Annotated in this window: 15 protein-coding genes and 1 pseudogene; 3 read left to right on the top strand and 13 right to left on the bottom strand. The window is 52.3% G+C overall.

From position 1 onward, the window contains the following. Both VD17_RS28010 and VD17_RS28005 read left to right on the top strand, forming a co-directional pair. On the top strand, positions 1 to 253 hold a 253-nt coding region (locus VD17_RS28010; protein ID WP_046056656.1), incomplete at its 5' end, for a copper resistance protein B. A 164-nt stretch (positions 254 to 417) separates the two neighbouring features. Then, entirely contained in the window at positions 418 to 885 is a 468-nt protein-coding gene (locus VD17_RS28005; protein ID WP_046056655.1) for a DUF411 domain-containing protein, read from the top strand. A gap of 439 nt (positions 886 to 1,324) precedes the next feature. Here VD17_RS28005 and VD17_RS28000 read toward each other — a convergent pair. From VD17_RS28000 to VD17_RS27950, 11 genes and pseudogenes are all read right to left on the bottom strand, one after another. Further along, positions 1,325 to 2,651: pseudogene (locus VD17_RS28000) on the bottom strand (OprD family porin). 217 nt (positions 2,652 to 2,868) lie between these two features. Beyond that, complete coding sequence (locus VD17_RS27995) at positions 2,869 to 3,201, bottom strand: DUF2790 domain-containing protein (protein ID WP_046056654.1); 333 nt, start codon at positions 3,199 to 3,201, stop codon at positions 2,869 to 2,871. A 447-nt stretch (positions 3,202 to 3,648) separates the two neighbouring features. Continuing rightward, entirely contained in the window at positions 3,649 to 4,869 is a 1,221-nt protein-coding gene (gene arsJ / locus VD17_RS27990) for an organoarsenical effux MFS transporter ArsJ (protein WP_046056653.1), read from the bottom strand. A 9-nt stretch (positions 4,870 to 4,878) separates the two neighbouring features. Beyond that, entirely contained in the window at positions 4,879 to 5,883 is a 1,005-nt protein-coding gene (locus tag VD17_RS27985; protein ID WP_046056652.1) for an ArsJ-associated glyceraldehyde-3-phosphate dehydrogenase, read from the bottom strand. Between the two features lie 23 nt (positions 5,884 to 5,906). Continuing rightward, the gene (locus VD17_RS27980) at positions 5,907 to 6,419 is read right to left on the bottom strand and encodes a cyclin-dependent kinase inhibitor 3 family protein (protein WP_046056651.1); all 513 of its coding nucleotides are present in this window, start codon (positions 6,417 to 6,419) and stop codon (positions 5,907 to 5,909) included. Between the two features lie 12 nt (positions 6,420 to 6,431). Then, the gene (gene arsH / locus VD17_RS27975) at positions 6,432 to 7,148 is read right to left on the bottom strand and encodes an arsenical resistance protein ArsH (protein ID WP_046056650.1); all 717 of its coding nucleotides are present in this window, start codon (positions 7,146 to 7,148) and stop codon (positions 6,432 to 6,434) included. Continuing rightward, positions 7,141 to 8,214, bottom strand: a complete 1,074-nt coding sequence (gene arsB / locus VD17_RS27970) for an ACR3 family arsenite efflux transporter (protein ID WP_046056649.1) — start codon at positions 8,212 to 8,214, stop codon at positions 7,141 to 7,143. Before arsB ends, arsH begins: the two co-directional genes overlap by 8 nt. Positions 8,215 to 8,231: 17 nt before the next feature. After that, positions 8,232 to 8,702, bottom strand: coding sequence for an arsenate reductase ArsC (locus VD17_RS27965; RefSeq protein ID WP_046056648.1), 471 nt, complete (start codon positions 8,700 to 8,702; stop codon positions 8,232 to 8,234). A gap of 27 nt (positions 8,703 to 8,729) precedes the next feature. Beyond that, entirely contained in the window at positions 8,730 to 9,101 is a 372-nt protein-coding gene (locus tag VD17_RS27960) for a metalloregulator ArsR/SmtB family transcription factor (RefSeq protein WP_046056647.1), read from the bottom strand. 8 nt (positions 9,102 to 9,109) lie between these two features. Continuing rightward, a complete protein-coding gene (locus tag VD17_RS27955) occupies positions 9,110 to 9,523 on the bottom strand; it encodes an arsenate reductase ArsC (protein WP_046056646.1) in 414 nt (137 codons plus the stop codon). 950 nt (positions 9,524 to 10,473) lie between these two features. Next, positions 10,474 to 10,731 carry a hypothetical protein gene (locus VD17_RS27950; protein WP_311132813.1) on the bottom strand — a complete coding sequence of 86 codons (258 nt, stop codon included), beginning with the start codon at positions 10,729 to 10,731 and terminating at the stop codon, positions 10,474 to 10,476. Between the two features lie 929 nt (positions 10,732 to 11,660). On the opposite strand from VD17_RS27950, the gene VD17_RS27945 reads away from it, so the two are divergent. Then, positions 11,661 to 12,986: an OprD family porin gene (locus VD17_RS27945; RefSeq protein ID WP_046056645.1), complete on the top strand. Its 1,326-nt coding sequence runs from the start codon at positions 11,661 to 11,663 to the stop codon at positions 12,984 to 12,986. A 374-nt stretch (positions 12,987 to 13,360) separates the two neighbouring features. On the opposite strand, the gene VD17_RS27940 is transcribed toward VD17_RS27945, so the two are convergent. Both VD17_RS27940 and VD17_RS27935 read right to left on the bottom strand, forming a co-directional pair. After that, a complete protein-coding gene (locus tag VD17_RS27940) occupies positions 13,361 to 13,693 on the bottom strand; it encodes a DUF2790 domain-containing protein (RefSeq protein WP_046056644.1) in 333 nt (110 codons plus the stop codon). 143 nt (positions 13,694 to 13,836) lie between these two features. Beyond that, positions 13,837 to 14,034, bottom strand: coding sequence for a co-regulatory protein PtrA N-terminal domain-containing protein (locus VD17_RS27935; RefSeq protein WP_046056643.1), 198 nt, complete (start codon positions 14,032 to 14,034; stop codon positions 13,837 to 13,839). Between the last annotated feature and the right edge of the window lie 108 nt (positions 14,035 to 14,142).

The raw sequence follows: 14,142 nt of genomic DNA, 5'->3' as shown, positions 1-14,142 counted from the left end.
CAATCGCCTGATCTTGCAGCCGACGGCCGAAGCCAATTTTTACGGAAAAAATGATCCTCAGCGCAGCATTGGCTCTGGACTGGCCAACACCGAGGTGGGTTTGCGGTTGCGCTATGAAATAGTCCGTCAATTCGCCCCCTATCTCGGTGTTTCCTGGAATCGTTCCTACGGAAAAACAGCAGACCTGGCCAGCGATGAAGGGGGAAAAACTAACGAGGCGAAATTCGTAGCCGGTATTCGGATGTGGTTCTGAGAGACTTGAGTAACGCCATACCGAATTTTGAATAACCGAGAAGTCGCTTTCTCCACTCTAGGGTAAGCACTTCTATTGAACCGAAGCAGCGGGATTGAACGCTCGAGTGAAGGATAGGCTTCTCCGAGGGTATCCCGACACAGCCAAGGCAAGAGGAAAAATTTATGACAGATAACTTCCGACTCTCAAGTCACTTTCTGCGTATCGCAACGTTCGCAGCGCTATTAATCGGTTCCACCGCTCAAGCAGCACAGGCACTGACAATCGATGTTCATCGAGATGCAAACTGCGGATGCTGCAAGAAATGGATTCAGCACCTTGAAGCCAATGGCTTCACCGTCGTTGATCATGTAGAAACCAACATGAGCGAGGTCAAGCAGAATCTCGGTGTTGCTCCACGACTCTCGTCCTGCCACACAGCAATGATCAATGGAAAGTTTGTTGAAGGTCACGTGCCCGCCGAGCAAATCATTGCGATGAGCAAACGTGACGACCTTCTCGGGATCGCCGTTCCTGGCATGCCGGCTGGATCTCCAGGCATGGAAGTCAACGGAAAACATGATGCTTACCAGGTAATAGGCCTGACCAAAGCAGGCACAGATCTGGTAATTGCTGAATACCCCGGAAACTAATCTGGCCCCTCAATCCTGCCCCTGCATGGTTAGCGTCATAGCCATGCAGCGGGACACATACTGTCCACTCCTCGCTCAGCAACACGCCAAGACAATGAGCTACTGCTGGCCGTCTCTCCTGCTGTTCCCCTCAACCCCACTCTATAACGCCCTCAACCAAACGATGCGCACGCAGTCGAAGTGAACATCGACGATGACTCTGCACCGTCAGTCTCAGTTATGAATGGAGATTGCCTGTCAACGGATCGAAAGATCCTAGATAGCAGGTTTACCAAGCGGGGCGAACACAGGTACTGACAACAGAACGTCCCGCCCTTATGTCAATCCACATAAAAAAGGCGCCACTAGGGCGCCTAAGCCGCCTCCCAAACCAAAGGAGAAACAAGGAGACGGGGTGTACCTGGTTAGTCGAACAATTGGTGCCGCAGGTTAGCGCTCGTTAAAGCAGTTGCAGTGGGTACTCGACAATCAGTCGGACCTCATCCAAATCAGATTCGAAATCGGTAGCACGCGTGGTTGCTTGGCGAACACGCAGAGACATGTCCTTCAGAGAGCCTGACTGGATGATGTACTTAGCCTCAATGTCTCGCTCCCAACGCTTTTGGTCTTGCAATGGCGCTCCATCTGCCCCGCGACGCATGTACACACTGTTCGCGTTGGAATAATCAGCGTCCCACCCCTTTGCGTAGCGAGTCATGAAGCTTAGGCCCGGAATGCCGAAAGCTTGCATATCCAGGTCGTAGCGTAGTTGCAAGGATTGCTCTTTCGGTGAGTTGAAGTCGCTGTACTGGATGGAGTTATCCAGAAAAATCGAGTCCGATAGGCGCAGGTAATCGAAGTCGTCATTGCCGTTGCTGCGTTGATAGCCAACGGTCACCGTGTGGACGCCGAATTTGACCCCGGTTTTGCCGCTCCAGATATTGTTATCAAAGCTGCCTAGGAGTTTTTTACCCTCGTCGACCGCGCGATAGTAGTTAAATCCACCGATCAACGCGACGTTGTCTGAGAGCGGGTAACTAAGGGAAGTGCCAGCGTAATACTGATTCCAAACGTCCTTGAATTGGCTGGTGTAAAGACTGACACCAACGAACTCATTGACGGTGTAATCCCCCCCCCAGGTAAGCAATCCACGGAGCATCAACAGCACCGGCATAGAAAGTCGAAAAACCATCACGCATGCTGCTGGAGTTGGGTTGGCTCATCGCATGCAGCCGGCCCCCCTGAATGGTCAGGTCTTTAATGCTGGTATTGGTGAACGTTGCCCCCTTAAAGCTCTCTGGCAGCAGTCGAGAGTCGCCATACGCCAAGACAGGCGTGGATGGAAATACATCTCCTATTTTGACCACCGTATCCATAAAGCGAGCCTTCGCAGCTCCGCCTACTTTTGAGTAAGAGTCTTCAGGTTGGCCTTTGCTGTTATAGGGCATGACATCCACTGAGCTTCGAGCCCCCGAGCGCCCATCACCCGAATCAAGCTTGAGTCCTACCATTGCAAATGCATCAATGCCGAACCCGACGGTGCCTTCGGTGAAGCCAGACTCAAAGCGCCCGATAATCCCATGAGCCCATTCTTCAGCGTAGCCATTGCCTGCGGGACTTGACTGGCCCTTTCGATAGTCACGATTGAAGTAGAGATTACGATTGAGAAGACTAAAGGTGCTCCCTTCAATGAACCCCTCAGGTTTTTGCTCAACGGCCACTGCAACTTGCCCCATGCTCATGCCAAGGGCAATGAGAGAAAGACCATAAAAGCCATTATTGTTCATTTAACACTCCAGGCTTTAGCTTGGCAGAGTTTCTTTATGAAATATTTTTATCATTATAAAAAGCCACCGGCACGTAGGTATTCCCCCTACGTGCCGGCAGACATAATTTCATATAAAAGATAACTCCAGCGTGACCTGAAAATTACTTCTATGTCAGCAAACAGAAAGCAGATTTAACTCTATACCGAAAAATCAGATGCAGATAGACTCCATTGACCTAGCTTCCATGCGGGCAGTTGGTACCCATAACCTTGTACTCCACGGTATTGAGCTTGCCAGTCGAGTCTTCATAGGTCATGCGAGAAGGTGCAACACTACAGGTTTTGTTGGCTTGCGTGACACTGACGACTTTCTGAATATCGAGGTTCATACCATATTCATAATGAACAATTTCAGGGATGGACTTACCATTTTTTAAGGCGAATTGCTCCATCGCCTGTTGGTTCTCTTGCATCATCCGACCATAAACGCGATCACCGCCTCCCTCAGCCATGGCCAATGACGACAAGGCCAAAATAGTGACAGCAAAAATTGCTTTGAATGTTTTCATGATTATCTCCTGGTTCTCACTAACTTCTGACTAGAGAATAACCAATGATACCTTTCAGGAAGCTGCCACCAAGATTACTATCTCGTAAGGTGCTCCACTGTAAGTGAGCACGATTAGGACAATAAGCATCGGCACGATAGCCATCAGATGGCTCACCAGGTCACTCTTAGCGGCAAAATTGTTACATCATCCTGACAATCGAGTACCGGAATGACATGGGAAATGGATGATTGGGCTTATGCATAAGCAACGACAAAAACTGAAATCTATTTAGGTAGGTGTTGATTCTTTTTAATCGGCGCCACTACTTAGCAGTACGGAGAACAAAACAGATGAAACAGTTAAGACGCTTGTGAACCGGTTCATGACTTGCTTCCACACTTGCCTGCCTTGCCTCAATGCCTGGCTGCCGGTAGCGATTGGATCAAAGCCACTTTCAGAGCGGCGTCACATCGCTTCGGCATGCCTGGGTAACCCGATAGAAATCAGTGCTGCGAGCAGCACGAAGGCGCTCGATATCCATAGGCACGCACCCAGCCCATACACCTGATAAACCCAGCCGGAGAGCACCGTGCCGATGAGCCGGCCCATGGCGTTGGACATGTAGTAAAAGCCCACATCCAGCGACACACCGTCTTCCTTGGCATAGGACACGATCAGGTAGCTGTGCAGCGATGAGTTCACCGCGAACAGCGCACCAAAGACCATCAACCCGCCAAGCAGCACCGTCTGCTGCGACAAACCAGTGTTCAACCCGAGCGCAATGGCCGCAGGCAAGCCTGCCAGAGCCAGTGCCCACAGAAATGCCGCACGACCATCCGGTACGTGTCCACGTTTCTTACCGGTAATGTTAGGCGCGAAAGACTGCACGATGCCGTAGCCAATTACCCAGGCAGCAAGGAAGCCGCCAACCTTCCAGAAGTCCCAGCCGAAGACGCTGCTCAGGTACACCGGCAAGGCCACTACAAACCAGACATCGCGGGCGCCGAACAGGAACATTCGGGCTGCTGAGAGGATATTGATCGCCCGGCTCTTGGACAGGATGTCGCGAAATTTTGGCTTGGCTTTGGCCTTGCCCAGGTCCTTCTTCAACAGGATCAAGCTGCTGATCCAGATCAGCGCCAGGACACCCGCCATGGCCAGCAAGGCGCCTTTGAAGCCGATGAGTGCCAGCAAGGCTCCACCAAGAAAGAAGCCGACACCCTTGAGTGCGTTCTTCGAGCCGGTGAGGATCGCCACCCACTGGTAGAGCTTGCCCTGTTGCCCATCCGGAACCAGAAGCTTGATGGAGCTTTTGGCGCTCATCTTGTTCAGGTCTTTGGCAATCCCCGACAGCGCCTGAGCGCCCATCACCCAAGGGATGGTCAGCCAAGCCACAGGAACCGACAGCATCAACAGCGCTGCAACCTGGAGGCCCAGCCCGATGTTCATGGTTCGGTTCAGACCCAGCCGAGCGCCGAGGTAGCCACCCACCAAGTTAGTGATCACGCCAAAGAGCTCGTAAAACAGAAACAATGCCGCGATTTGCAGTGGGCTGTAGCCCAACGCGTGAAAGTGCAACACCACCAACATGCGCAAGGCACCGTCGGTGAGGGTGAAGGCCCAATAGTTACCCGTGACGAGCAAGTACTGCCGTACTTCCGGAGCGAGGGCTGACAACGCTTTCATGACCGCTCCTTAGACTGCCAGACCGACCATTCTGGCCAGCTCGACGGTGCGGTTGGCATAGCCCCATTCGTTGTCGTACCAAGCATAGAGTTTGACCTGGGTGCCATTGATGACCATGGTCGACAGCGCATCGATAATCGATGAGCGAGGGTCGGTACGGTAGTCGATGGACACCAGTGGACGCTCCTCGAATCCAAGAATGTCTTTCAGCTCGTTCTCGGAAGCGTCCTTGAGGAACTGATTTACCTCTTCGACAGTAGTGGCCCGTTCAACTTCAAAGACACAGTCAGTCAGCGAAGCGTTGGCCAGCGGCACGCGTACGGCGTGACCATTCAGGCGTCCACGCAACTCTGGGAAGATTTCGGCAATGGCGGTAGCCGAGCCGGTACTGGTTGGAATCAGACTCATGCCGGAAGCACGCGCCCGACGCAGATCCTTGTGCGGTTGATCGAGGATGCTCTGAGTGTTGGTCAGGTCGTGGATAGTGGTGATCGAACCGTGGCGAATGCCCAGCTTCTCGTGGATGACTTTCACCACTGGCGCGAGACAGTTGGTGGTGCACGACGCCGCAGTGACGATGCGATGTTCCGCCGCATTGAACAGCTGATGGTTGACGCCCATGACGACGTTCAACGCGCCTTTTTCCTTCACGGGGGCGCAGACCACCACACGCTTAACGCCCTGATCCAGGTAGGCCTGCAACACCGCCACGGTTTTCATCTTGCCGCTAGCTTCAATCACCAGATCGCAGCCCGACCAATCGGTGTCGGCAATCGCTTTGTTCGCGGTCACCTTGATGCGCTTGCCGCCAATCACCACCTGATCACCTTCTGCGCTGGCTTCGTTGTGCCAACGACCATGCACAGAGTCGAAGTTGATCAGGTGCGCATGGGTTACTGCATCGCCTGCCGGATCGTTGATCTGCACGAACTCAAACTCTGGCCAGCTCCAGGCTGCTCGCAGAGCGAGGCGACCGATCCGACCAAAACCATTGATGCCAACTTTGATAGTCATGTTGTTGTGCTCTGTATCTGTAGTCAGTGGGAGTTCGACTGGGTGTCGAACTGGCCTATGTATTCGATATGGGCAGGATGTTGAATGGCGCGTGGACGCAACGACTGAACATCGCGGATGGCATCGCTGAATGGCACACCACTCTCGATCAACAGTTGAGCGGCGACCAAACCGGTACGGCCCGAGCCGCCCTTGCAATGGATGGCGATGGTTTTCCCTTCGGTCAGCAGCTGCTTGAGTCGCGGATGGTGCTGCTCCCATGCGGCTTTGAATGCTTCGCCAGGCGCTTGATCATCTTCTACGGGCAGGTGAAACCACTCGATGCCGAGCATTTGGCACTCTTCGGGCAGCAGGTCGATCTCGTTCTGGAGCAGCTCCTCGGTCGGCATCAGCGTCAGCAACGCCGATGCGCCTGCATCCTTAAGGGTTTGCAACGCCTCGAAAGGCCGGGTGCCCTTCGTGCCCGGGCACGGGGTGAAGATCAATTGGCCATTAAACTGTGCCAGGGGTAGTACGGAATATGGGTGTTGTTGCACGGTGAAAAATCCTCAGATGGAGCGCTGATTGACACGTTTCATGAGTTCTTCCGCTGACTCTTTGCGTTCGGAATAACGATCCACCAGATAGTCCTGACGGTCGCGAAGCAGCAGCGTGAATTTCACCAACTCTTCCATCACATCAACGACACGGTCGTAGAACGGAGAAGGCTTCATCCGGCCGTTGTCGTCGAATTCCATATAGGCCTTCGGCACAGAGGATTGGTTGGGGATGGTGAACATGCGCATCCAACGTCCCAGCACTCGCAGCTGATTGACCACGTTGAATGACTGCGAACCGCCGCACACCTGCATGACGGCAAGGGTTTTGCCTTGGGTCGGGCGTACCGCGCCCATGGCCAGCGGCACCCAGTCGATCTGAGCCTTGAACACTGCGCTCATGGAGCCGTGACGTTCTGGAGAGCACCAGACCTGCCCCTCGGACCACAGCATCAGCTCGCGCAGTTCCTTCACACGAGGATGATCGTCGGGGGCGTCATCTGGCAGCGGCAAACCTGACGGATTGAAAATCCGCACCTCGGCGCCGAAGTGCTCCAGCAGTCGAGCGGCCTCCTCGACCAGCAGGCGACTGAAGGAGCGCTCACGGGTCGATCCGTACAGCAGCAAAATACGCGGCTTGTGGGTGGAGGTCTTCTCAATGCCTAGTTTGTCAGCCGATGGGAGATCAACCAGTTCGGTATCGAGTTGAGGGAGATGGTCATCAAACATAGTCTTTGTCCTGCGCAACGGCGCTTTTGGATTCATCGAACCAGCGGCGTTTCAACCAGAGGGCCACACCGACCAGGGAAATCAGTACCGGCACTTCCACCAGCGGACCAATCACCGTGGCGAAAGCGACCGGGGAAGCCAGGCCGAAAGTGGCAATGGCCACGGCAATCGCCAGTTCGAAGTTGTTGCTTGCAGCTGTGAAAGCCAATGCGGTGGTGCGCGGATAGTCAGCCTTGAGCAGCTTGCCCATCCAGAAGCTAATGAAAAACATCACCACGAAGTAGATCGTCAGAGGGATCGCAATGCGCAATACATCCAGCGGCAATTGCAGCACCACATCCCCTTTGAGGCTGAACATGGCCACGATAGTCAGTAGCAGCGCCACCAGCGTTAGCGGGCTGATCTTTGGAATGAAGCGCTCCTGAAACCAGGCTTCACCTTTACGGGCGATGAGAATCTTGCGGGTCAGGAAGCCTGCCAGGAACGGCACACCCAGGTAGATCAGGACCGACTCGGCAATGCTGACAAAGCTGGTCTCAATCACACTGCCTTCCAGCCCGAACAGCGGCGGCAATAGCCCCAGAAAGATCCAGGCATACACGCTGAAAAACAGGATCTGGAAGATGCTGTTGAACGCCACCAGCCCAGCGACGTACTGATTGTTGCCACCCGCGATCTGATTCCAGACCAGCACCATCGCGATGCAACGCGCCAAGCCGATCAGGATCAGGCCGGTCATGTATTCCGGCTGGTCCCGCAAGAAGATGATCGCCAGTGCGAACATCAACACCGGGCCAATGACCCAGTTCTGGACCAAAGACAAAACGAGGATGCGCTTGTCCTTGAAGACTTCCGGCAGTTCCTCATAACGAACCTTGGCCAGAGGCGGATACATCATCACCATCAAGCCGATAGCAATGGGGACGTTGGTTGTGCCCACAGAAAGACTGTTGAGCCACTGCGGCCAGCCTTCGAACAGGCTCCCCAAACCGATGCCCAAGGCCATGGCGAGAAAAATCCACAGGGTCAGGTATCGGTCCAGGAAGGAAAGGCGGCTTTTACTCATGATCATTGCTCCTGTGGTTACAGCGTGCCAATCAGGGCCAGCTCTGCCTTGAGCTGTTCGGCACTCAGTTGCGCAAGCGGTAAGGCCAGGAAGGCCTCAATACGGGTTCTGACCTGCTCCAAGGTGGCTTCAAAAGCCGCCTCGATCTCTTCTTGAGTTCCGTGGTATTCCGAAGGGTCCGCCAGCCCCCAGTGGGCTTTGGTGGCGGGTCCAAAAAATACCGGGCAGGCTTCACCAGCTGCCTTGTCGCACACCGTGATGACGAAATCAGGTGCCAAATTCACATGGACATCGCTGGACTTACTGAACAGCCCGAGCGTCGACATACCAGCGTTTTCCAACGTCTTGAGACTCAGCGGATGCACTTCGCCTTTGGGCTGACTGCCCGCGCTGTAGGCTTTCATGCCTTCCGGTGCCAAGTGATTGAAGACCGCTTCACAGAGGATGCTGCGACAGCTATTGGCAGTGCAGAGGAACAGGATTTTCATCGAGCGATCTCGTAGTCGAAGGCGGAATCAGGCTATCGAGCTTTCACAGCAGGCGAGTGCCCGTTCAGGACGGTCGCCCATTTCATCAAGGCGTTTGGCGTCAGGGCTCAACCAATGCTTGTTGCTTTCAAGCACAGTGGTCAGCACTTGATGGACCCAATCGGGGAGATTCGGGTGCAGTCGGTAATACACCCATTGACCTTGCCGACGGTCCGACAACAGACCGCAACTGCGCAGCTGCGCGAGGTGTCTGGAGACTTTCGGCTGACTCTCATTCAACGCGCAGGTCAGCTCGCAAACACAAAGCTCTCCTTCACGAGTGATGAGCATCATCGTGCGCACCCGAGTGTCGTCAGCCAGGCATTTGAAAACAGTGGTCGGTGTCAGATGGTCAGCCATATCGTTTCTCAGTGTTTGTTTTTGACCAAGACGAACATCTTGATGCGCTCATGAATTTCGTGAAGGGTGTGACGGAAGGCATCGGGTTTGGTACTGGTCACCGGGTCCTCAAAACTCCAGGCCAATGCCTCACCGGCTCCAGGTAAAGACAGGCATTCCGCTGCGGCTTTATCACACAAGGTGATGACGTAATCGAAACGCTCACCACGAAACTCGTCTATCGACTTGCTACGTAATCCTTCAGTGCTCACACCGATGTGGGAAAGCGCCTCGAAGGTGCGCGGATCTACTTGAGTCGGAGTTGTGCCGGCGCTGAACGCCTCGAAATGCTCCGAATCGGTATGCCTCAGCAACGCTTGGGCCAACTGGGAGCGTGCAGCGTTTGCAGTACAGACGAACAAGACACGGGCTTTGCTGGTCATTGTGAAGCCTCAGCTCATATGCGGTTTAACGAATATATGTTTTCTCGCATAGAAGGTAAAGCTTCTGCGACAGAATGATTCCGCGATAGCCCAACTTATGCCGAGCAGAAACGGGAAAATGCCCATAATTTCTGGGTTAGCAGGAGATTCACTCGGCAGAAACCTTTAGAGATATTCGGAAAAATACATATACGAATTATGTAATGCGCATGGCATTCACGCAGAAATAGCCTCACTCCTGTACGCGAAACTAGGAGACAGACGAACGAAAAAACTGACGATTACACCGCTTTGCTGCGGAACTGATGAGATTTGATGCCTTGCACAGCTCGTCCTTTAATGGCGGAGTTCAGGACAGCCAATACGTCACGCCCCAAACAATGGCGATCCATATAGAACTCAACACTAAAAGGAGGCCGATAAAGCACTTCTCGCTCATGGGGAATGCCTGCGAATCATTCTGCTGAATCCGTGGTTTTATATACCGGATGGTCAGGCTGAAGCACGGTAGCCACCGCGATAACAAGGTCATCCAGTGACCATGACCTATGCAAATAGATCGTAGAAACCGGCACTTGGATAGGATCGGTCAGATAGTCGGAAGTGAGAATGGAACGGATGATGGGCCATTTACTATGGACCATTTCAATAAACTCGATGCCTTGAATCTGTCCCGGCAGGCTCTGATCCACAATCACGAGCGGGCATTGAACACGGCTTTCTAGTAGGTGGGTCAGCGCGCCCCTCCGGTATCCGCGCAATCGGCACGCGTCTGGTGGAAAAAATCGCAGGCGGTGTCAGTGACCTCACAGGCTTGTGACTCAACTCAAGATGGACCAGCTGCGCGCTGATCACAATTTACTTAACCACGCACAAGCAATTCAGATTGGTTTGACCGATATTACGTCGAAATACCGAAATTTCTTTTTTTTAGCTTCATTTTTGGCATCTTATTCGGCAACAAGCGTGCTCAAGGTATTCGCATCGTAGATAAACACTTCTACATCGCCTTCAAACTCCCTCGTAACGTGCAGGGTAACCCGAAGCTTCGGAGAGAGAGAGTTAGCAAAGGATCTCGGCTTTGGGCTAGGCTCAGCTTTTGAGGCGACCTCCGGTTCAGGCTTTTCCGTGGAAAGCTGTGGATCCGATTGGTTTGATGAGCCAAACAGGGCCAGGCGCATTTCTTCCTCACTCAGTTCTGCCATCATCTGGAATTCTCTCGTTGCTTAAGAATGGGACATTCTACACAAGGCTTCGCGATTTCAGTCCGATCGACCAGGAACGAACGCCTCCTTTTGCATGGTGATCAAACATAATCGTCTGCGGTACGACGATACTGCTTTGGAGTCCCAGAGGGGCGACCTGACTTGCCAATATGTATCGATGATCGCACGTCCGATATCGTTGATAACGGCTGCCGGCTCGAGTTAATGATGCATGGAGGTAAAGAAAAAAATTACAACCAAAAGAATGAGACAAACCGAGGCGGCCAAAACAATGACTCTTTCATCCATGGGGGAACTCCTAAAATATTTCTGAAAATCTGACCCCGCACGCAAAAATGTCTCACGGATCTTCAGACTTGAGCGGCTTCGTGACTAGCCACGCCACCCAAATTTAGCACCCCCCGGCGAGGTGGGGATGATTTGTGATCTTGCCGGGACTCCGTCCCCGACAGAGTTCGCATCTGCGCCTCCTGTTCCAAGGCATGGATGTTAGGTAGCACCATCTGCGCCAACGATCCTTTTGCCAGCTTGCTTGCTCATTCAAATTAAATACCTACGATCCTGGGGGATCGACACGCTCCATTGAGGCTGCACATCAAGAACATTCTGGCAGTAGCGTTTATGCAACATGCTGCGTGTGAATGCGATGTTTTGCGCTGCAGGTCATGAAGCGCTCATGGAAACGAACGTAGCAAACAAGAGCTACGCATTGGCTGGTGGATCGCACGCAAGCCAATTTTATAAAGAGAGCAGATAAACATTACAATATTGTAATTTTCCAGTCATGTCCACGTTATCCTCAGATTGCAACGATACAGCTCGGCGACGATACGGGAGGCGCAACCTGCTTCCCGTAAACAATAATTCCAGCCGAAGAGCTTTCTAGTTCTGCCGAACCTAAGGAGTGATGGATGAATAACAACACAAAATTTTCGATGGCCGCATTGGCAATCGTTGTCAGTTCTGGCCCTTCCGTGGTATTTGCGGAGGAGAAGGCCGAAGGGTTTATAGAAGGCAGCAGCCTTACGGTTCTTAACCGAAACTACTACTTCAATCGTGATCACCGCAACGGTCAGTCGAGCGCGACAGGCAACGGGTATTCCGAAGCGTGGGCACACGCAATCATCAGTAAATTCGAGTCCGGTTTTACTCAGGGCACCGTGGGTGTCGGTGTTGACGCGTTCGCCATGATCGGATTGAAACTCGACACGGGTGACGGCCGTAATGGTGGCCAAAGTTCGTTCAACGTACTCCCTGTCAATAGCGACGGAGAGGCACGGGACGAATACACCAAAGTAGGTGGTGCGGCTAAAGTTCGTGCTTTTGACACCGTAGTGAAAGTCGGTGATGTATTTCCGGCCAACCCTGTTGTCGCTGCTGGTGATTCGAGACTTCTGCCGGAAAGCTTCCGTGGTGTGACGGCGACCAATACTAGCATTGAAGGTTTGACAGTTCAGGCGGGTCGCCTTCACTCTATGAGTCAGCCGACTTCCAGTAATATGCGCGACAACTTCGCGACCTTCTATGCAGGCCCAGTCAACTCGCCGTGGGTCGGCTACTTTGGCGGTGACTATAACCTAAACAAGAACGTAATCGTCAGCCTCTATTCCAGCCGCCTCAAAGACGCTTGGAATCAATACTATGCTGGCACGGGGTTAAATTACGCATTGACGGATGAGCTTTCCGTATTCGGTGGGGTGAACTACTACAAGGCCGTCGACGAAGGAAAAAAACTTTTAGGTGAGTTCGATAACAATATCTGGAGTGCTAAAGTCGGCGTGAAGTATGGCGCCCACTCGGTTGCACTGTCTCACCAACGAAATAATGGTAATGACGACTTCGACTACCTGCGTCAATCTGATTCAATTTTTCTTGATAACTCAATCCAGTACAGCGACTTCAACTCGCCGAAAGAGCGCTCCTGGATGGCTCGCTATGACCTCGACATGACCACGTATGGCGTGCCAGGGTTGTCGTTTATGACACGTTACGGCCGTGGCACCGACGCCGATTACTCGAACGCTAACGCGACGTACATGCGACGCGATGCCGACGGAAATCCGCTGACCGATCAGAAACGCTGGGAACGCGACATCGAGGCAAAATACGTCGTTCAGACAGGTACTTTGAAAGACATGTCTTTCCGCCTGCGGCAGGCGACCATTCGCTCAACCGCATTTGAGTCGGATCTGGATGAAGTACGTGTGATTGTTGAGTATCCACTGGCTATTCTGTGACATTGAGCGGGATGACCCGCTCTCGGAGCATCCCGCCCTTTGAAAGTTACAAAAATGTCATTTTTCAATCATCTTCACGTTAGGTTACGTTTTTTATACTTATCGTGAGTTAATAGAATTCTAGCTAGCGCATCTAGCTCGGATTCTATAGATGAGTAACTAGTCTGCGAAAGTCTGAACTCAATGCTGTTCAGTTGTAATATCCGCTCACCTTTGGAAGCTCCTTTGCTCCTTTGGAAAAGGTGAATTTTTAAGACGTCCTCCGGGACGTCTTTTTTTGGCCTGTCAAAACTTGAGCAAATAAAAAACGCCCGACACCTTTGAATAACGAGGTGGATCGCGCGTTAATGATTCTTCCGATAGCAACGCAGATATTAGCCGCCTTGTTTACGGCAGTCTCCAGCGACCGTGTAAGTGATCGTATTTAGCTGTCCTTCGGAATCTTCATAAGTCATTGCAGCGGGCACCACTGCGCAGACTTTCGCAGGCCTCACCACACTTATCACCTTTACAACATCCACCTTCATCCCGTACTCGTATTCTTTCGCCACCGGAGCGCTCTTTCCCTGGCTAATTGCATACTGTTCCATCGCTTTGGCATTAGCCGTCATCATTTTTTCAAAGGCCTTGTCTCCTCCCCCTTCCGCTAATACGAAAGAGGAAAACGCCAAAGCTCCAGCGAAAGTAATAATGTTCATGAACTTCATATCTTGCACCTCATATATTAGCTGTTACAAGGATATCAATTCGGACATTGCGACGGCGTGGCGCCTGAATTACGAATGTGTAATAAAGTCGCCAAAAAAAACCGCCACCGGAAACCGGAAGCGGTTTTTTATACGCGGTACCACTACATTTCACCTGTCTCATCTTTAGCATCACTTGACACCACGGGTTCACTCTTTCCTTCTTTAGCTACGTATTTCCCCATTGCCACATCCGTTGCTGCCATCATTTTTTCGAAGGTTCTGTCCCCACCACCTTCGGCCAAAGCAACTGAAGAAAGGATTAAAGCGCCTGCAAGAGCACAGATTTTAGCAATTTTCATACTGATACCTCATATATTTAACGCTATTAGGGTATCAATTCGAACCTATCAACACGGTGGCACAAAGATTACAGATTCGTTATGTAACTTGCGTAAAAAAGCCCACTA

The organism is Pseudomonas fluorescens, assembly GCF_000968015.1.
GTDB lineage: Bacteria > Pseudomonadota > Gammaproteobacteria > Pseudomonadales > Pseudomonadaceae > Aquipseudomonas > Aquipseudomonas fluorescens_W.
Note: the sequence above shows the minus strand (reverse complement) of the source record. Positions and strands in the feature narration are given on the sequence as shown.

Excerpts from the sequence above, each read along its gene's own strand:
- VD17_RS28005 (WP_046056655.1), top strand. The coding sequence starts at position 418 with ATGACAGATAACTTCCGACTCTCAAGTCACTTTCTGCGTATCGCAACG.
- VD17_RS27995 (WP_046056654.1), bottom strand. The coding sequence starts at position 3,201 with ATGAAAACATTCAAAGCAATTTTTGCTGTCACTATTTTGGCCTTGTCG.
- arsJ (WP_046056653.1), bottom strand. The coding sequence starts at position 4,869 with ATGAAAGCGTTGTCAGCCCTCGCTCCGGAAGTACGGCAGTACTTGCTC.
- VD17_RS27985 (WP_046056652.1), bottom strand. The coding sequence starts at position 5,883 with ATGACTATCAAAGTTGGCATCAATGGTTTTGGTCGGATCGGTCGCCTC.
- arsH (WP_046056650.1), bottom strand. The coding sequence starts at position 7,148 with ATGTTTGATGACCATCTCCCTCAACTCGATACCGAACTGGTTGATCTC.
- arsB (WP_046056649.1), bottom strand. The coding sequence starts at position 8,214 with ATGAGTAAAAGCCGCCTTTCCTTCCTGGACCGATACCTGACCCTGTGG.
- VD17_RS27965 (WP_046056648.1), bottom strand. The coding sequence starts at position 8,702 with ATGAAAATCCTGTTCCTCTGCACTGCCAATAGCTGTCGCAGCATCCTC.
- VD17_RS27960 (WP_046056647.1), bottom strand. The coding sequence starts at position 9,101 with ATGGCTGACCATCTGACACCGACCACTGTTTTCAAATGCCTGGCTGAC.
- VD17_RS27955 (WP_046056646.1), bottom strand. The coding sequence starts at position 9,523 with ATGACCAGCAAAGCCCGTGTCTTGTTCGTCTGTACTGCAAACGCTGCA.
- VD17_RS27950 (WP_311132813.1), bottom strand. The coding sequence starts at position 10,731 with ATGATGGCAGAACTGAGTGAGGAAGAAATGCGCCTGGCCCTGTTTGGC.
- VD17_RS27945 (WP_046056645.1), top strand. The coding sequence starts at position 11,661 with ATGAATAACAACACAAAATTTTCGATGGCCGCATTGGCAATCGTTGTC.
- VD17_RS27940 (WP_046056644.1), bottom strand. The coding sequence starts at position 13,693 with ATGAAGTTCATGAACATTATTACTTTCGCTGGAGCTTTGGCGTTTTCC.
- VD17_RS27935 (WP_046056643.1), bottom strand. The coding sequence starts at position 14,034 with ATGAAAATTGCTAAAATCTGTGCTCTTGCAGGCGCTTTAATCCTTTCT.